Source organism: Sphingomonas sp. P3_C5, from assembly GCF_056402635.1.
In genome coordinates, this window is the sequence record NZ_JBFUHA010000003.1 from 194304 (window position 1) to 210523 (window position 16220).

Annotated in this window: 17 protein-coding genes and 3 tRNA genes; 12 read left to right on the plus strand and 8 right to left on the minus strand. The window is 64.4% G+C overall.

The genetic code is table 11. The annotated features are described in order from the left end of the window. Window positions 1-43: 43 nt before the first annotated feature. Window positions 44-727: a serine O-acetyltransferase EpsC gene (gene epsC / locus AC1DVS_RS09795; RefSeq protein ID WP_478022476.1), complete on the plus strand. Its 684-nt coding sequence runs from the start codon at window positions 44-46 to the stop codon at window positions 725-727. A gap of 21 nt (window positions 728-748) precedes the next feature. Next, entirely contained in the window at window positions 749-1093 is a 345-nt protein-coding gene (locus tag AC1DVS_RS09800; RefSeq protein ID WP_478022478.1) for a DUF2794 domain-containing protein, read from the plus strand. A 107-nt stretch (window positions 1094-1200) separates the two neighbouring features. On the opposite strand, the gene AC1DVS_RS09805 is transcribed toward AC1DVS_RS09800, so the two are convergent. The 6 genes from AC1DVS_RS09805 to AC1DVS_RS09830 all read right to left on the minus strand — a co-directional run bounded on the left by AC1DVS_RS09805 (window position 1201) and on the right by AC1DVS_RS09830 (window position 6311). Continuing rightward, window positions 1201-2232, minus strand: a complete 1032-nt coding sequence (locus tag AC1DVS_RS09805; protein ID WP_478022480.1) for a hypothetical protein — start codon at window positions 2230-2232, stop codon at window positions 1201-1203. Window positions 2233-2327: 95 nt separating this feature from the next. Beyond that, on the minus strand, window positions 2328-3227 hold the full coding sequence (locus AC1DVS_RS09810) for an SDR family NAD(P)-dependent oxidoreductase (protein ID WP_478022482.1): 900 nt from the start codon (window positions 3225-3227) through the stop codon (window positions 2328-2330). A 97-nt stretch (window positions 3228-3324) separates the two neighbouring features. After that, the gene (locus AC1DVS_RS09815) at window positions 3325-3621 is read right to left on the minus strand and encodes a hypothetical protein (RefSeq protein WP_478022484.1); all 297 of its coding nucleotides are present in this window, start codon (window positions 3619-3621) and stop codon (window positions 3325-3327) included. Window positions 3622-3722: 101 nt separating this feature from the next. Next, window positions 3723-4415, minus strand: coding sequence for a phosphate regulon transcriptional regulator PhoB (gene phoB, locus AC1DVS_RS09820; protein ID WP_478022486.1), 693 nt, complete (start codon window positions 4413-4415; stop codon window positions 3723-3725). A gap of 12 nt (window positions 4416-4427) precedes the next feature. After that, on the minus strand, window positions 4428-5114 hold the full coding sequence (phoU, locus tag AC1DVS_RS09825) for a phosphate signaling complex protein PhoU (protein WP_478022488.1): 687 nt from the start codon (window positions 5112-5114) through the stop codon (window positions 4428-4430). 129 nt (window positions 5115-5243) lie between these two features. Continuing rightward, on the minus strand, window positions 5244-6311 hold the full coding sequence (locus tag AC1DVS_RS09830; RefSeq protein ID WP_478022490.1) for an ATP-binding protein: 1068 nt from the start codon (window positions 6309-6311) through the stop codon (window positions 5244-5246). 93 nt (window positions 6312-6404) lie between these two features. Between AC1DVS_RS09830 and AC1DVS_RS09835 the strand changes: the two genes are divergently transcribed. From AC1DVS_RS09835 to AC1DVS_RS09870, 8 genes are all read left to right on the plus strand, one after another. After that, a complete protein-coding gene (locus tag AC1DVS_RS09835; RefSeq protein WP_478022492.1) occupies window positions 6405-6803 on the plus strand; it encodes a hypothetical protein in 399 nt (132 codons plus the stop codon). Window positions 6804-6815: 12 nt separating this feature from the next. Further along, window positions 6816-7091 carry an HPr-rel-A system PqqD family peptide chaperone gene (locus tag AC1DVS_RS09840; RefSeq protein WP_478022494.1) on the plus strand — a complete coding sequence of 92 codons (276 nt, stop codon included), beginning with the start codon at window positions 6816-6818 and terminating at the stop codon, window positions 7089-7091. Continuing rightward, a complete protein-coding gene (locus tag AC1DVS_RS09845; RefSeq protein ID WP_478022496.1) occupies window positions 7088-7948 on the plus strand; it encodes an HprK-related kinase A in 861 nt (286 codons plus the stop codon). The genes AC1DVS_RS09840 and AC1DVS_RS09845 overlap by 4 nt, the downstream gene beginning before the upstream one ends. Next, entirely contained in the window at window positions 7933-8925 is a 993-nt protein-coding gene (locus tag AC1DVS_RS09850) for a nucleotidyltransferase domain-containing protein (protein WP_478022498.1), read from the plus strand. The genes AC1DVS_RS09845 and AC1DVS_RS09850 overlap by 16 nt, the downstream gene beginning before the upstream one ends. Window positions 8926-9072: 147 nt before the next feature. Then, window positions 9073-9147 (plus strand) — tRNA-Met (locus AC1DVS_RS09855). 24 nt (window positions 9148-9171) lie between these two features. Beyond that, window positions 9172-9248 (plus strand) — tRNA-Asn (locus AC1DVS_RS09860). A 75-nt stretch (window positions 9249-9323) separates the two neighbouring features. Continuing rightward, window positions 9324-9397, plus strand: a tRNA-Gln gene (locus tag AC1DVS_RS09865). A gap of 105 nt (window positions 9398-9502) precedes the next feature. Then, window positions 9503-9913, plus strand: coding sequence for a DUF4019 domain-containing protein (locus AC1DVS_RS09870; RefSeq protein WP_478022500.1), 411 nt, complete (start codon window positions 9503-9505; stop codon window positions 9911-9913). A gap of 331 nt (window positions 9914-10244) precedes the next feature. On the opposite strand, the gene AC1DVS_RS09875 is transcribed toward AC1DVS_RS09870, so the two are convergent. Continuing rightward, entirely contained in the window at window positions 10245-10925 is a 681-nt protein-coding gene (locus AC1DVS_RS09875; RefSeq protein WP_478022502.1) for an HAD-IA family hydrolase, read from the minus strand. Between the two features lie 71 nt (window positions 10926-10996). Between AC1DVS_RS09875 and glmU the strand changes: the two genes are divergently transcribed. Beyond that, window positions 10997-12355, plus strand: coding sequence for a bifunctional UDP-N-acetylglucosamine diphosphorylase/glucosamine-1-phosphate N-acetyltransferase GlmU (gene glmU, locus AC1DVS_RS09880; RefSeq protein WP_478022504.1), 1359 nt, complete (start codon window positions 10997-10999; stop codon window positions 12353-12355). A gap of 28 nt (window positions 12356-12383) precedes the next feature. Then, entirely contained in the window at window positions 12384-14207 is a 1824-nt protein-coding gene (glmS, locus tag AC1DVS_RS09885; RefSeq protein ID WP_478022506.1) for a glutamine--fructose-6-phosphate transaminase (isomerizing), read from the plus strand. Window positions 14208-14307: 100 nt separating this feature from the next. Here glmS and AC1DVS_RS09890 read toward each other — a convergent pair whose 3' ends face one another. After that, window positions 14308-16161, minus strand: coding sequence for a tetratricopeptide repeat protein (locus tag AC1DVS_RS09890; RefSeq protein ID WP_478022508.1), 1854 nt, complete (start codon window positions 16159-16161; stop codon window positions 14308-14310). Between the last annotated feature and the right edge of the window lie 59 nt (window positions 16162-16220).

Below are 16220 nucleotides of genomic sequence, written 5' to 3' on the forward strand. Positions count from 1 at the left end.
TCGAATGAGCGCCTAAATACGGGCGCTACAAAGGGGACGCGAGATGATGGAGCGGATGTTCGCCTATCTCGATTCGATCAAGGCGCGCGATCCCGCGCCACGATCCAGGCTTGAAATTCTTACCTATCCAGGGGTGTGGGCGCTCGCCTGGCACCGCGTGGCGCACCGGCTGTACAAGGCGAGATTTTATTTCCTCGCCCGGCTGGTGAACCATTTCTCGCGCGCCTGGACGGCCATCGACATCCATCCGGGTGCAACGATCGGGCGCAATTTCTTCATCGATCATGGCTTTGTCGTGATCGGCGAGACAGCGCAGATCGGCGACAATGTCACGATCTACCAGTGCGTCACTCTCGGCGGCACCAGCCCCGATAACGGCGTCGCCGGCAAGCGCCATCCAACCATTCTCGATGGTGCGATCATCGGTTCCGGCGCGCAGGTGCTGGGGCCGATCACCGTCGGCAAGGCATCGCGGATCGGGGCCAATGCGGTCGTCACCCGCGACGTGCCGGAGGGCGCGGTGATGGTCGGCATCCCGGCGCGCGCGACGATGGTCGAGGGCGGGCAGAAGCAGACCGGCTTCCTTGCCTACGGAACGCCGTGCAGCGAGATGTTCGATCCGCAGACCCAGAAGGTCGAGCTGCTCCGCTGCGAGCTGGAGACGATGCGCAAGCGTCTCGACGCCCTTCTCGCCGAGAATCATGGGGATCTGCGCGATCGTGCGTGACGGCCTCCCGGCAGGGGCCTGATGGGTACCATCACGCCATTCCCTTTTGGCCAGGGCCGACCGAGCCAGGTCGGCTTCGAACGCCTCGAACTCACTCGTATCCTCGATCTTTATGGCCGGATGGTCTCGGCCGGGCATTGGCGCGACTACGCGATCGAGTTTACCCGCGACGTGGCGGTGTTCGCCGCCTTTCGTCGCGCGGCCGAGCGGCCCGAATTCCGGATCGAGAAGAATCCGGCCTTGCGCAACCGCCAGGGCATGTGGTCGCTCGTCAACGAGGCGGGGATCATTCTGAAGCGCGGGCATGAGCTTGCGCCGGTACTCGCGCCGATCGAGCGCCGGCTGATGAAGCTGGTTGGCGAATAGTTGTCGGCTGCGGCCCTTGCCGACGCAAACACCCAATAAAAAAAGCCCCCGGCGACCGCTAGGCTGCCGGGGGCAAGCGGCCCACTCGCGCGGGCCCTACGTGACAATCAGGCGGGGACGAGGGTCCCGACCGGAGGCAGCCGGTTGCCGAGATTGCCAAGAGTGTTGACCACGATGCGACGCATCGGGTGCCAGAAGGCCGAGAGCGTCAGCAATGCCGAGCCGATCGCCAGCGCGGTGAAAGCCCAGGCCAGCTCGACCGCGCCCGCCGAGTGGAACAGCGAATACATCGCGTACAGCACATAGGCGAGGCTCGAGACGAGCAGCGCGCGGCGATCCACCGCGAGGGCCACGAAGCCAAACACCAGGTAGAGCGCGAAGACGATCAGCGCTGTGGTGACGCCGATATCCTGCCCGAAGATGCCGAGCATCTGGAATATCGGATGCGCGATCAGCGGAGCGGCGGCGAGGTGCAGCCAGAAGGCTACGTCCGACCGGCGGGTGCGGCGCTCGCGATCCGACATGTCCCACCACATAGCCAAGGCGAAGACGAGCGCGCCGCTGACGAGCAGGATCGGATAGATATGGTCCTTGGCGGCAGGCGCTGCGGCGAGCGTCAGCGCGACGGCAACGCCGACCAGCGCGACTGCGCCGGCGGCCACCGTGATCGGCACCATGAAGCGCTTCCAGTGCAGCCAGGCCGCGCCTGCCGTGACAAGGCCGATACCCGCGCCGATAATGGCGTTGGTCTGCTCCGAGAAGTCTGGATCGAGGTCGACCAGCACGCCGACCAGGGTCGCCCCGACACCGCCGGCAAAGGCGAGCAGCAGAAGGATGCTCGGCAGTGCCATGCGCCGCTGCCGGGTGAAATATTCAGCGAGTGCCCAGGAAACGATCGCCACMGAGCCCCCTGCGAGCGGTGTCGCCACTGATTTGCCGATCCAGGCGACGGCGACCAGCACGAGCCCCACCGCGATCGAGACGAAGATGTCGTTGAAGCCGGTCAGGAGCCTGAAATGCTCCTCGTCGACCGCAGGGGCCGATTGGCTCACTGCAATGTGGTTGCGAAGCGCTGCCGCGGCCTGGGCCGTGATTGCCCCCGCCGCCACTGCGCCATCAATGTCGCTTTCGCTGTACATGGCATTCCTCCTGTTTGTTACAGAAGAAGTACCATAAGTGTATTGCCATTACAATACACCAACACAGCTGGGTTTTCAGTGCGTTGGCGAGATGCTCATCCGCCCTGCAGCTTCTTGAAGATCAGCATGGATTGCTCGGCGCCCGATTGCGGCGTGATCTCGCCCGTGCGGTCAGTGATCTCGGCCCAACTCGCCGCGACGCCTTCGGGGCTCAAGGCCTCACCGGTCAGCAGCTTGCCCTGAGTCAGCGTGACATAGGCCGCCTGGAACACCCCTGCGCCCGCCCCGACAATGGCGTTGGTCGGCGCGTCCTCAGATACCAGGAACAGTGCGGCTGGCACGACCTTGTCGGGCGAGAAAGCCTGGAATGCCTCGGGCGGGAACAAGTCCTCGGTCATCCGCGTGCCGGCGACCGGTGCGATCGTATTGACCTTGATGTTGTTCTTCGCACCTTCGAGATAGAGCGTCTTGGTCAGCCCGGCGAGGCCGAGCTTGGCCGCGCCGTAATTGGCCTGGCCGAAATTGCCGTACAATCCGGTCGAGGATGCGGTCATCAGGATGCGGCCGTAATTCTGTTCGCGCATCGTCTCCCACACCGCCTTGGTGACGTTGGCCGATCCGATCAGATGGACATCCACCACGAACCGGAAATCCGCCGGCTCCATCTTGGCGAAACTCTTGTCGCGCAGCACGCCGGCGTTGTTGATCAGGACATGGACGCCGCCCCATTTCTCTTTCGTCTTTGCGACCAGCTCGACCATATGCTGGTATTCGGTGACGCTGCCGCCATCGGACATTGCCTCGCCGCCCGCAGCCTTGATCTCTTCCACGACCTGGAGCGCCGCATCCGAATGGCCGGTTCCATCCCGCGCGCCGCCGAGATCGTTGACGACGACCTTTGCGCCGCGCTTCGCCAGCTCGAGCGCATAAGCGCGGCCAAGGCCGCCGCCGGCGCCGGTGACGATCGCAACGCGGTCCTTGAAACTGATGATCATGCGAGGCGCTCCTGAAAGATTATGGAGCGCTTCCTAGGCCATCATTCAGTGATGGCAAGAGCGGCCGGCGGCAAGCGCTCCAGCGCTCGCCCGATCCTCACTTTGGCGAATTACGCTCCAGGCATTTGTCGAACTGGCCGGGCTTGCAGATCGGATAATGCGCGAGCGGCGGTGGGGCGGGATAGGCCTCGTCCGGCGAAGGCGCCTGCACATAGACCGGTTTCACGCCGGGCGGCAGCGTGCCCATGATCGCGGGATGAGACGGCTGATAGCCGCCGACCGGATCGGCCGGTACCGTTGTTGAGGCGTTGGTTGTCGTTGTTGCCTGTGCCGGCATGTCCTGCGCCATCGCCGGCGTGGTGGCGGCAAGCGCCGCGAGGAGGATGATCTTCATGAAGCTCTCCTGCTTTTTATGCGCAGACGATTGCTGCGCGCAGGTGAAACGCATCGATACCGGTAATGCTCCCCCGTTGCGGAGGCGATTCGAAGCTCGCCTCAGGCGCCGGTGTCGAGCGCGTAGCCGGCCGAGCGGACGGTGCGGATGATGTCGGGCTTGTCGGTGCCGTTGATCGCCTTGCGCAGCCGCCGGATATGCACATCGACGGTACGCGATTCGATGTCGGAATCATGTCCCCACACCGCATCGAGCAGCCGCTCGCGCGAAAAGACCCAGCCGGGATGCTCGAGGAAATGCTTGAGCAGGCGGAATTCGGTGGGGCCGAGCGGTACCACCTCGCCAGAGCGCCGTACTTTGTGGCCGACCGTATCCATCTCGATATCGGCATAACTAAGCTGCTCGCCCGCCAGTGCCGGCCGCACCCGACGCAGCACCGCGCCGACCCGGGCGACGAGTTCGCGCGGCGAAAAGGGCTTGGTCACATAATCGTCAGCGCCAGTTTCGAGCCCGCGGACGCGGTCCTCTTCCTCGCCGCGTGCGGTCAGCATGATGATCGGCACATTCTGCGTTTCGGGCATGCGGCGCAGTCGGCGGCAGACCTCGATTCCTGACAGTCCTTCCACCATCCAGTCGAGCAGGACGATATCGGGGGCCTGTTCCTTGGCGAGCAGCAGGGCCTCCTCGCCATCGGGCGTCTGCTTGACCTCGAAATCCTCGCGCTTGAAATGATAGACCAGCAACTCGGCGAGCGCCGCGTCGTCTTCCACCAGCAACATCTTCGCCCGAGCCATGCGGCAATTCCCTCAATTGGGTGCGAGTGCACCGCGGTCGCGCTCGGCCATGTGCGTGCCGGTCGCTGCATAATAGACCATCTCCGCCACGTTGGTGGCGTGGTCGCCCACCCGTTCGAGATGTTTGGCGACGAACATGAGGTGCGCGACCTGACCGATGGTGCGCGGGTTTTCCATCATGTGCGTCACCAGCACCCGGAACAGGCTGTTGTAATAATCGTCGACCGCCCGGTCGCGCTCGCAGACATCGACAGCCGCTTCGGCATCGCGCGCGGCGAAGGCATCGAGCACGTCATGCACCATCTCGGCGGCAAGCCGTGCCATGGCCGGCAGAACCGCAAGTGGCTCTATTTCGCGATGGCCGTCGATCGCAGGCACGCGCTTGGCGATGTTCTTGGCATAATCGCCGATCCGCTCGACCACGCCGGCGATCTTCAGCGCCGCCACGACTTCGCGCAGATCGCCATCGACCGGCGCGCGCTGCGCAATGATCTGGACGGCGAGCTGCTCGACCTGTTTCTCGAGCGCATCGATCTTTTTGTCTTCAGCGACGATCCGCTGCGCCCCGACCAGATCGTGACGCTGCAGCGCCTCGATCGCGCCGGCGATCGCGCGTTCGGCGAGGCCGCCCATCTGCGCGATCAGGCCGCGCAATTCACCGATGTCCGCGTCGAAGCTGTCTGGACGATATTCGTTCACTGCTGGGTTCCGTATTCCTGCCCGGAACGCCGACATTGTGCCGCCGCCAGGCTGTTCGCTTGGGTCCCTGTTGGCAAACGCTGGCACGATGGTGAGTCCGGGCATGCCGAGGCCTGTGTGGCACTGGCGTTACCGTTTGATGACAAGACCACCATGCGCGGCATTTCCATGCGCGGGCAACATCACCGTTACCGTTGTTCCCTTGCCGACGATACTTGCGATCTCGAGCCGCCCGCGATGCCGTTCGACGATATGTTTGACAATAGCGAGGCCGAGGCCGGTGCCGCCCGCCGCGCGGCTGCGCCCGTCATCGACCCGGTAGAAGCGCTCGGTAAGCCGCGGGATATGCTCGGGGGGGATGCCATCACCCTCATCGGCAACGCTGATCCGCACCACGCCCGCCTGATCGCACCATAGCCGCACCGCTACCGGCGCGCCGGCGCGGCCATATTTGACCGCATTACCGACCAGATTGTGAAGCATCTGGCTCAATTGCGCCCGGTCGCCCGAGATTGGCGGCACCCCCACACCAAGATCGAGTCGTACGTCACTGCCGGCGAGTTCGCCGCGAACCTCCGCAAGCAGGCTGGCCAGATCGACCTCGCCGTCCGGCGGTCGATATTTCTCCGCCTCGATTCGGCTGAGCGAAATCAGATCCTCGACCAGCCGCTGCATCCGCAGCGATTCGTCAAGCATGATCTTCAGGAACCGGCCGCGGATCCGCTCGTCGGCACCCGCTTCGTCGGCCAGCGTTTCGATATAGCCGAGGATGGAGGCGAGGGGGGTGCGCAGTTCGTGGCTGGCATTGGCGACGAAATCGACTCGCATCCGCTCGGCCGCATCCTGGCCGGTGCGGTCGATCAGATGGACGACTCGCTCACCGCCCTTCGCGCGGCAGACATGCATTTGCCAATGCTGATCGAGTCCGCCCAGCCCGACCAGATCGATCGGGCCTTCGCGGTCGGGCGCCATGTCATGAGTCAGCGTATCGACCGCTGCGGGATGGCGAATCGCGAGTCGCACGTCCTCGCCGAGGATATAGCTGCCGAGCAATTTCCGCGCGGCGGCATTGGCATGGCTGACCCGGCCCTCGGTCACGATCAGCACGGGCTCGACAATGCCCTCGATCACCTCTCCGGCATCAAGTGCAGCGGGTGCCTCGAAAGCCGGAGCCGATTGTGCCAGCGAGTCTTCCATATGGTGTCGCCTACTCATTCGTCGCCAACCTCGCCAGCCTTGCTTGCCAGTGATTTGCGAATGTGAAAGGACCATGACGATAAAGGGCATATCATGAGCGACGACACACAAAATGATCCGCCGAAAGGCACTACCAGCCGCCGCGCGCTGATGCTCGGCGCGGTAGGTGCGAGCGCAATCGTTTCGATCCGCCCGGCACTCGCGCAGACGGCCGCTTCCGTCGTCACCTGCGAAATTCCAGTGCCCGATCCGGGCCGGGCGGGCAATTATATTGCCGCTGACGGGTCGCTGGTGCCAGCCGGCACGCACGGCGCCTTCGCGCCCGCGGGCAAGGCGTTCAAGGGCGAGGATGTGCGGATTGCGCTTGGTGGCGGGCAATTGCCGGGCACGAGCTATGAGCAGAGCCGCGCCTACACCAACTATATCCGCCGCCTGCAATCGGGGACGAGCGGCTTCACCTGCTTCGCCTCGCTGCAGATGCCACGCGGCTGAGGCCGCGTCCGGATGCCCGATCGCCTGTACCGCATGGCGCGGCCCGAGGATTTGCGCATCGCCCACCTCGACAGCTTCATGGCCGTTTATCATCGCAGCTCGGGCATCACGCATCTGATCACCGCGCCGGCGCCTGAAATCCTGGCAACGCTCGGCGAGGCTGGCATGACCTTTACTGCTCTCCGCGAGACATTGGCCAGCGAGTATGAGCTGGGCGATCTCGATGACGCGGCGCTCGCCGCACGCCTCGACGAGCTGGTCGCCGCGGGGCTGGTCTCGACCGGATGAGGCATGTCTTCTCAGTCAGGATCGGGCCGGTCGGTTTCCGCATCGGCTCGGACTGGCGCGCGCCGATAGCGCAGCTCGAATCGCTCTACGCCGATTATCCCGCGCCGCGCGACGGGGTGCCGGACTTCAATGTGCGCCTGTTCGCCGCGCGGCCATGGCGGCGTTTCGTGCGACCGGCGGTGATGATCGGCGGCGATTTCGTCCTGCCCGAGGCGGCGCCCCTGCCGCTCGCGCAAGGGCTGCTCGCTGCCGAAATGGGGATGAACCTCCAGATGGCGCTCGGTCAGCGCCGTTACCTGTTGCTCCATGCTTCCGTCGCCGAGCGTGACGGGCGGGCGCTGCTGATGACCGGCATCTCGGGCGCTGGCAAATCAACGCTTGCCGCCCTGCTCGGCGCGCGCGGCTGGCGGCTGATGGGCGACGAGTTCGCTTTGGTGGATCCCCAGACTGGAGCGATTCACGCTTTCCCCCGGCTGGTGAGCCTGAAGAATGAGGCGATCGGCGTGGTGGAGGCCGCAGTACCGGAAGGCCGATACGGGCCTTTGCTGGCTGGCACGCCCAAGGGCGATATCCGTCATCTCGTCCCCGACGCGGGCGCGATCGCCGCGATGGACAAGCCAGCCAAGCCGGCGTTGATCCTGTTTCCGCGCTTCGGCTTCGAGCAGGCCGAGCGCGATGTGCTGCCGAGCGAGGTGTTCGTCCGGCTGACCCAGGCCTCGACCAATTATGTGGCACTCGGCGAACGCGGTTTCGACGCACTGACCCGGATCGTGAAGACCGTGCCCGCGCGGGCGATCGACTATCCCGATACCGACAGCGCGATAGTCCAGGTGGAGGCTCTATGGGCGGCGCTGTAAAAGACGGCTGGCTGCTCGCCCGTGCGCTCCGCACCCCCGCCAACACGCTTGCGCTCGACAGCGAAGGCTGGACCGCGTTGATTGCGATGGCGCGGGCCGAGCAGATGATCGGCACGCTGGCCTGTCGCCTCGAGGGGCTGCGGCTGCCGGAAACGGTTGCGCGCATCCTTGCCGACGCGCGCGCCTCGGCGGAGCACGGCCGTATTGCCGCCTTGTGGGAGGCCGAGGCTGCCCGCCGTGCGCTGGCTCCGCTCGGTGTGCCGCTCGTGTTGCTCAAGGGCACGGCCTTTGTCGCGGCGCGCTTGAGGGCGGGGGAGGGGCGGTCGATCGGCGATCTAGATATCCTCGTTCCGCGCGCCAGGCTCGATGCGGTCGAGGCGGCATTGCTCGAGGCGGGCTGGGAATGGGTAAAGCCCGATCCCTATGACGATGCCTATTACCGGCAGTGGATGCACGAGCTCCCGCCGCTGATCCACCGCGAGCGTGACCGGATGATCGACGTCCACCATACCATCCTGCCGCTGACCGCGCGGGTCACACCCGATGCGGCGTCGCTGCTCGCCGCCAGCGTCGAGGTGGCGCCCGGCCTGTTCGCACTCTCGCCGAACGACATGCTGGTCCACGCCGCCGCGCATCTCTTCGCTGATGGCGATCTCGCCGGCGGCATGCGCAACCTGTGGGACGTGCAATGCATGGTCGAGCAATTCGGCACTCGCGGGCTCGACGATCGCGCCGCGCATCACGGGCTCGGTGCGCAGGTCGCTCGGGCGCTTCGGCTGGCGGCGGCGCTCTATGGCGACGGTGCGACGCTGAATCCCGCCGACCGCCTCTATCTCCGCCGTCTGACCGCCCGGGACGGATGGGGCAGGGCCACGCGCCCCGCCACTCGGCTGGGTTTCTACGTCCGCTCGCACTGGCTGCGCATGCCGCCCGCCATGCTTGCCCGGCATTTATGGACCAAGTGGCGCAAGGCCTGAAAAGCCGATTATCGCGCCGATGCCGGCCACCCCCGTTGCCATCGCGGTCAACTCAGGCTAAAGGCTCCGCCATGCGACAGATACGCTCCCTCCAACGAATGCACCTCACCCGAAATTGGTGAAGCCCGTTCGGCTGCACCGCATTCTGGCAGTGTAGCTTAGAGGTAGAGCAAGCCCCTCATAAGGGCGAGGTCGTTGGTTCGATCCCAACCATTGCCACCATTACTTTCATCTCATTACTTTTGATCGCCGGAGCCGAACACGGTGGACGGGGCTGACTGTTAATCAGCATATGGCAGGTTCGATCCCTGCCCGGCGAACCACATCAGCGAGCGCGCGGGCGCGGCTTGGCCTCCAAAACCAAAGTCAGCAGGTTCGACTCCTGCCGCTGGTGCCATTCCCCGTTCGTCTAGCGGCAGGACACCGGCTTTTGGCGTCGGCAACCGAGGTTCGAATCCTTGACGGGGAACCAGCTTTTCAGCCTTGTCAGCAAACGCACCTGGTGAGGTTTGTTCCTGGGTGCTTGTCATGCAGACCCCAGCAGCTAGGCTGGTTCTCGCTTGGTAAGGGGCAAACAATGATGAGAAGTTTGGGTGCCGCGCTGCTGTTCTGTGCTCTGGCAGGCTGTTCGCCAGGCACCGATGTCCCGGTGGCGGAAAAGGCCGTGGCGCGGTTCCATACCATGCTCGATGCGGGCCAGAATGCGCAAATCTATCAGGAATCGGCCTCCGAAATGAAGGGCGCGGCAGCCGAGTCCAAGCTCACCGACCTGCTCGCTGCGGTTCACCGCAAGCTCGGCACGGTGAAGAAGGCTGAGCAGAAGGGCTGGAACGATCAGGTCAATACCGGCGGTCATTTCGTCACGCTGAACTATGCCACCACCTACGAGCGGGGCGACGCGGCCGAGACCTTCGTCTACAAAATCGCCGGCGAGAAGGCGGAGCTTGTCGGGTACAACATCAATTCCAACGCGCTGATCATCAATTAGGACGGATTGTCGCTTGGGTGCAGGGCATCCTCGATTCAACGCGACAGCAAAGAGTGGCACTCCGCAACAGGACGGAAACTTTGGCCTCCGCCGCGCTCTTTTTTATTGTCAAAACATATCCGTGACTGGCGCTGGCTGTTATCCTGCGGAACAGCCAGCCCACTGGCTGTTTCCTGGCTGTTTCCTGGCTGTTATTCAATAACAGCCAGCAGCTTGTAACTATATGAAATCAGGCAGTGAATCACTGATCAGATTCCAACATAACAGCCAGCAAAAAATTTTGCGAAAATAACAGCCAGGAACAGCCAACGGCCTTGTTGGAAGGCGTCGCTCAGGTCCGGCACCCGATCCCCTCCAGCGCCGGGATCAGCTCCTCATAGCTGTCGATCACGATATCGGCCCCCAGCTCCTCCACCGGCTGCATCAGGAAACCGAAGCTGACCGCGATGTTCGGGATGCCGGCATTCTTCGCCGCCATGATGTCATAAATCGAATCGCCGATGAACGCCGCGCTGCCGCCGCCGCAGCGGCGGATCATCTCGTCGATCGGCGCGCGGTGCGGCTTGGCGAAGCCCTTTCCCATCGTATCGCCGCCGATCAGCGCATCGAACCGGTCACGCAGGCCGAGTTCCACCAACAGCTTCTGTGCGAAGCTTTCGAATTTGTTGGTGACGACAGCCAGCCTGGCGCCTCTCGCTGTCAGCGCATCCAGTGCCTCGATCATACCGGGAAAGGGCTTGGTCTCGATCGCGATGTGCGCCTCGTAGTACGCCAGCATCAGCTTGTAGAGCCGCGTGAGCTCCTCGTCGCTGCAGCCACCGGTCGCGGCCATGGTGAGCGACAGCATATGCTTCGCGCCGCCGCCGATCATCGGCTTCACCTCTTCAACGGTGAGTGGCCGTCGCCCCGCATCAGCCAGCGCATGATTCACCGCCGTGGTCAGGTCACCGCTGGTGTCGAGCAGGGTTCCGTCGAGGTCGAAACCGACAATATCGAATGAAAACTTCGTCATCTGTACGCGCCTGCCAGCGCGGCTATGGAATTGGCAAGCCAATCATGGCAGGGCCGCCGCGTGGAGGCCCAATGACCCGTCCTGTAGCCGCGATCATCCTTGCCGCCGGCAAGGGCACGCGCATGAAATCCGATCTGCACAAAGTGCTTCACCCGATCGCCGGGCATCCGATGCTGCTGCATCTGATCGCAAGCGTCGAGGCGCTGCAGCCGGCGCGCGTGGTTGTGGTGACGGGCGCTGGGCGCGAGCAGGTCGGGGCCGCGGTGGCGCCGCTCGGCGTGGTGACCGCGCTCCAGGCCGATCAGCTCGGCACTGGCCATGCGGTTGCCCAGGCGCAGGAAGCGATCGGCGATTTCGCTGGCGATATCCTGATCCTTTACGGCGACGTGCCGCTGGTGACGACCGCGACGATGGCGCGGATGCTCGATCGCCTCCACGGCACCGACAATCCCGCCACGGTCGTGCTCGGTTTCCGGCCGGCTGATCCCGGCGCTTATGGCCGGGTGATCGCCGATAGCGACGGCCATATCGTCAAGATGGTCGAGTATAAGGACGCCGCGCCCGAGGAGCGCGCGGAGACACTGTGCAATTCGGGCCTGATGGCGGTGCGCGGCGAGGATCTGTTCGCGCTGCTGGCGATGGTCGGCAACGAGAATGCGGCGGGCGAATATTATCTCCCCGATATCGTCATGCTGGCGGCCGAGGATGGCCGCGTATCGGCGGTGATCGAGACGGATGCTGCCGAGGTCGCTGGCGTGAACAGCCGTGGAGAACTGGCGGCTGTGGAAGCGAGCTGGCAGCAGGTCCGCCGGGCGCAGGCGATGGCCGATGGCGCCACGCTGATCGCGCCCGAGACCGTATGGTTCGCCTATGACACGAAGCTCGGTCGCGATGTCGTGATCGAGCCCGATGTGTTCTTCGGCCCCGGTGTGACGATCGGCGACGGCGCCGTGATACACGCTTTCAGCCATATCGAGGGCGCGACAGTCGGCGCCAAGGCCGAAGTAGGCCCGTTCGCGCGGCTCCGGCCGGGCGCGGTGATGGGCGAGAAGTCTAAGATCGGCAATTTCGTCGAGATGAAGAAGGCGGTGCTCGGCCCGGGCGCGAAGGCCAATCACCTTACTTATCTCGGCGATGCCGAAGTGGGGGCGGGGGCCAATATTGGCGCCGGCACGATCACCTGCAATTATGACGGCTATTTCAAGTACAAGACCGTGATCGGAGCGGGCGCCTTTATCGGCTCGAACAGCGCGCTGGTCGCGCCTGTCTCGATCGGCGCCGGCGCGATCGTCGGTGCTGGCAGCGTGATCACCGCGGATGTCGAGGCCGACGCCCTGGCGGTCGCCCGCGGCAAGCAGGAGGCACGGGCCGGTCGCGCGAAGCGCTTCCGTGACGTGATGGCAGCGAAGAAAGCTGCGGCGAAGAAATAACGGGCCACGAGGCCACGGAGACGAATGCATGTGCGGTATCGTTGGAATTCTCGGCAAGGGCCCGGTCGCGGAGCGGTTGCTCGATGGCCTGAAGCGGCTCGAATATCGCGGCTATGATTCCGCTGGCATCTGCACCGTGCACGAAGGTGAATTCGATCGACGCCGCGCGCCGGGCAAGCTCCTCAATCTGGCCGCCCGCCTCGCCGAGGATCCGCTGCCCGGCAACAGCGGCATCGCGCATACCCGCTGGGCTACGCACGGCGCGCCGACCGAGGACAATGCCCATCCGCACATCGTCGGCGACGTGGTGCTGGTCCACAACGGCATCATCGAGAATTTCAAACCCTTGCGGGACGAGCTGATCGCCGAGGGCCGCCAGTTCAAAAGCCAGACCGATACCGAAGTCGTCGCGCATTTGATCGACCGCGAGCTCGGCCGCGGTTTCGCACCGAAGGAAGCGGTCGCCAATGTCCTGCCGCGCCTGCACGGCGCCTTCGCGCTCGGCGTGATGTTCAAGTCCGAGCCAGATCTGCTGATCGGCGCCCGCCTCGGCGCGCCGCTGACGGTCGGCTATGGCGACGGCGAGAATTATCTCGGCTCGGACGCACTCGCACTCGCACCGATGACTCAGCGCATCGCCTATCTCGAAGAGGGCGATTGGGCCGTCATCAAGCGTGACGGCGTCCAGGTTTACGACAGGGACAATGAACCGGTCAGCCGCCCGATCGTCAATTCGGGCGCCTCGGGTCAGCTGATGGACAAGGGCAATCACCGCCACTTCATGCTCAAGGAGATCTATGAGCAGCCGGTGGTCGTCGCCCAGACGCTCCGCTCCTATCTCCGGCCGCTGGAAGAAATGGTCGCGCTGCCGGATATGGAGTTCGATCTCGGTTCGGTCGAGCGTGTCGCGATCGTCGCCTGCGGCACTGCTTCCTATGTCGGGATGATCGGCAAATACTGGATCGAGCAGTTCGCGCGAATCCAGGTCGAGGTCGATGTCGCCTCGGAGTTCCGCTACCGCGACCCGGTTCTCACCCCGAACATGCTCGGTATCGTTATTTCGCAGTCGGGCGAGACCGCCGACACGCTCGCAGCACTGCGCCACATGAAGGCGGCGGGCCTCACCACGGCCGGCATCATCAACGTGCCGACCAGCTCGATGGCGCGCGAGGTCGACCTCCTCCTGCCGACTCATGCCGGCCCTGAGATCGGCGTCGCCTCGACCAAGGCCTTCACCTGCCAGCTCGCGGTGATGGCTGCGCTGTCGATCAACCTCGCTCGCGCCAAGGGTAAGCTCAACCATGAGATGGAGCGCGAGATCGTCGCCCATCTGCGCGCTGTGCCGGAGGCGATGAGTCACGCGCTCAGCCATGACGAGGAGATCGAAGCGATAGCGCCAAAGATCGCGGCGGCGCGAGACGTGCTCTATCTTGGCCGCGGGCCCGATTATCCGATGGCGCTCGAAGGGGCGCTGAAGCTCAAGGAAATCAGCTATATCCATGCCGAGGGCTATGCCTCGGGCGAGATGAAGCACGGGCCGATCGCGCTGATCGATGATCAGGTGCCCTTGATCGTGATCGCTCCCTCAGGCCCGCTGTTCGACAAGACCGTGAGCAACATGCAGGAAGCCCAGGCGCGCGGCGCTCAGGTCGTGCTGATCTCGGATGCCGACGGCATCGCCCAGGCCGGTGAGAACACGATCGCGACGATCGAGATGCCCAAGGTCCATCCGCTGATCGCGCCGCTCGTCTATGCGGTGCCGGTGCAGTTGCTCGCCTATCACGTCGCTGTGGCCAAGGGCACCGACGTCGACCAGCCGCGCAACCTCGCCAAGTCGGTGACGGTGGAATAACGGCGGCGCCGGGAACGAGGCAGGGAGCTGAATCAGGCCGCGAAGGTGTGAGCCCTTACCGGGTCGTGAGGAGAAAACCCTCAGACGTGTGAAGCGAGGCTCACCTCGCCCCGCCCCCGGATCCCGCCGACGCACGATTGCGGATGCTGCTCAGCAGCGCTTGGGCCGCCGGCCGCTCGGGCGAGTCGTATGGGCCCGCAGCTACCGGCAGGATGATCGCCTGCGCGATCGCTGGTGGCCCTTCGGCGGCCACCGCCTGAGCGAGTGCGAGCCGCGTCTCGGGGGCCGCCGGCACTTCCTCCCACGCGCGTTGTAGTGCCTCTATGGCGTGCGCGCCGGGCGCTTCGCCGGTGGCGGCAAAGCTGCGATAATAGGCCAGCAATGGCTCGACCGCTTCGTTATCCGCCTTGTTTGCCGCGAGGATCAACTTGCGGCCTGCAGCCACCATATTGCTCCGCTCGGCCCCGGTCAGCGCATCGGCCTGCAGGATCATTGCTGTGCCCTTCCACACCAGGACGTGCGGATCGGCCGGTGCGAGCGCCTCGGCGCGGCGAACGGCGACCATGGCCCCGGCGGCATTGCCGCTGCGGCATTCGGCCTCGGCAAGCAGCAACTGCGCGCCAAGCTCGCCCGACCATTTGGTGGCAGCACTCCGCAGTCGATCAAGCCAGCGCGCACGGTCGCTGAGTGCTTCGTCGCGCGCCTTCGTCATGAGTTTGGCGGTTGCAGGATCAGCATCGGCCGGCGGCGCCGGCGGTATCATCACACGCGCACCCAATTCGAGCCGGCCCTTGACGAACGCCGCCTCGCTTTCGCGGAGCCGACGCACTATCGGCTGCTCGATATCCGCTTTGGCATACGTGACTTTGTAATAAGGCTTGCGCGCGGCGAAATAGGCCCTGAGGTCTCGCCCGAGCTGCGCCGGATCGCCGAAAACCGCCGCCGCCTTCTCGGGACCCTCACCGCGCGCGCGCGCAAGCAGATACTGGCTGAGCTGCGGCCGCCGCGTGTCCGAAAAGAACAGGAAGTGGGTGAGCATCCATGCGTGCATCGGCGTCCAGCGCGTGCCGCCCGGCTTCTGTGCCAGATAGGCCTCATTCAGCACGTCCTTGATCGGATAGGCGCCGAATTCGTCGATCACTGCCTGCACGCCCTTTGGCGCACGGCCGAACTCGATCTGATTGTCGCCGGTGACCGCGAAGGTCGAGAAAACCTGGCCCAACCCGTCGAGATACCAGCGCGGGTATGCGGCGGGATGATAGGTGAGCAGATAGTGCTGGGCATAGCCGGCATAAAGCAGGTTCTCGGCGGTCATTTGAATCGCCTTTTCGCCGAAAGTCAGGTCGCCACCGTCAGGCCCCTGCATCCCGGCGAGCGCGAGCGTGCCGATTGCGCTCTGTAGCCCACCCTGGATACTTGCATCTGCGGTTACCGAGGCCATTGAACTGAGCAGGCCACTCACTGATTGGGCATTCACCGTTGTACGCTCGATCACGACGCGCTGATCGACGCGAGTGTTAGCCATCACTGCGCCATCCTCGCGCGGATCATAATAGCGACCGATCTGGAAAAGGTCGTTAAACGGCCCTTGCTGCCAGCGAAGGTTGCGCAGATTCATGTCGTTGAATTCCGCGACATCGCCGATCAGCGTGACGTGGATCGGGACCAGATCGTCGTCCTCGGCCGCGCTCTTGCCCATCAGCCCTGACAGCACATAATGCAGCCATTCGAGATTGCGGGCCAGGCGCGCGACCTCTTTCTCATCGCCGTCGCTCAGCAGCACGATGTGGCGTGTCTCCGCCTGACGCCAGTTGCTGAGCTTTGACCGGACCGAGGTAACCACGATATCCGAACTGGCGCCCGGCTCCGATTGGGCCCGCACGCCAGCGGGTGCCATGGCCACCATCGTGGCAACCGCAGCGGCCCCCAGCCGACTCCAATATGTGCGAACCATCTCTTGTCTCCTTACGCGCATTGCGCAGCCCCATTGATCCCATGACCAGAAGGCAAAGC

What these genes read in the sequence shown, in the direction of transcription:
- epsC (WP_478022476.1), top strand. Translation starts at nt 44, where the DNA reads ATGATGGAGCGGATGTTCGCCTATCTCGATTCGATCAAGGCGCGCGAT.
- AC1DVS_RS09800 (WP_478022478.1), top strand. Translation starts at nt 749, where the DNA reads ATGGGTACCATCACGCCATTCCCTTTTGGCCAGGGCCGACCGAGCCAG.
- AC1DVS_RS09810 (WP_478022482.1), bottom strand. Translation starts at nt 3,227, where the DNA reads ATGATCATCAGTTTCAAGGACCGCGTTGCGATCGTCACCGGCGCCGGC.
- AC1DVS_RS09815 (WP_478022484.1), bottom strand. Translation starts at nt 3,621, where the DNA reads ATGAAGATCATCCTCCTCGCGGCGCTTGCCGCCACCACGCCGGCGATG.
- phoB (WP_478022486.1), bottom strand. Translation starts at nt 4,415, where the DNA reads ATGGCTCGGGCGAAGATGTTGCTGGTGGAAGACGACGCGGCGCTCGCC.
- AC1DVS_RS09830 (WP_478022490.1), bottom strand. Translation starts at nt 6,311, where the DNA reads ATGGAAGACTCGCTGGCACAATCGGCTCCGGCTTTCGAGGCACCCGCT.
- AC1DVS_RS09835 (WP_478022492.1), top strand. Translation starts at nt 6,405, where the DNA reads ATGAGCGACGACACACAAAATGATCCGCCGAAAGGCACTACCAGCCGC.
- AC1DVS_RS09840 (WP_478022494.1), top strand. Translation starts at nt 6,816, where the DNA reads ATGCCCGATCGCCTGTACCGCATGGCGCGGCCCGAGGATTTGCGCATC.
- AC1DVS_RS09845 (WP_478022496.1), top strand. Translation starts at nt 7,088, where the DNA reads ATGAGGCATGTCTTCTCAGTCAGGATCGGGCCGGTCGGTTTCCGCATC.
- AC1DVS_RS09850 (WP_478022498.1), top strand. Translation starts at nt 7,933, where the DNA reads ATGGGCGGCGCTGTAAAAGACGGCTGGCTGCTCGCCCGTGCGCTCCGC.
- AC1DVS_RS09870 (WP_478022500.1), top strand. Translation starts at nt 9,503, where the DNA reads ATGATGAGAAGTTTGGGTGCCGCGCTGCTGTTCTGTGCTCTGGCAGGC.
- AC1DVS_RS09875 (WP_478022502.1), bottom strand. Translation starts at nt 10,925, where the DNA reads ATGACGAAGTTTTCATTCGATATTGTCGGTTTCGACCTCGACGGAACC.
- glmU (WP_478022504.1), top strand. Translation starts at nt 10,997, where the DNA reads ATGACCCGTCCTGTAGCCGCGATCATCCTTGCCGCCGGCAAGGGCACG.
- glmS (WP_478022506.1), top strand. Translation starts at nt 12,384, where the DNA reads ATGTGCGGTATCGTTGGAATTCTCGGCAAGGGCCCGGTCGCGGAGCGG.
- AC1DVS_RS09890 (WP_478022508.1), bottom strand. Translation starts at nt 16,161, where the DNA reads ATGGTTCGCACATATTGGAGTCGGCTGGGGGCCGCTGCGGTTGCCACG.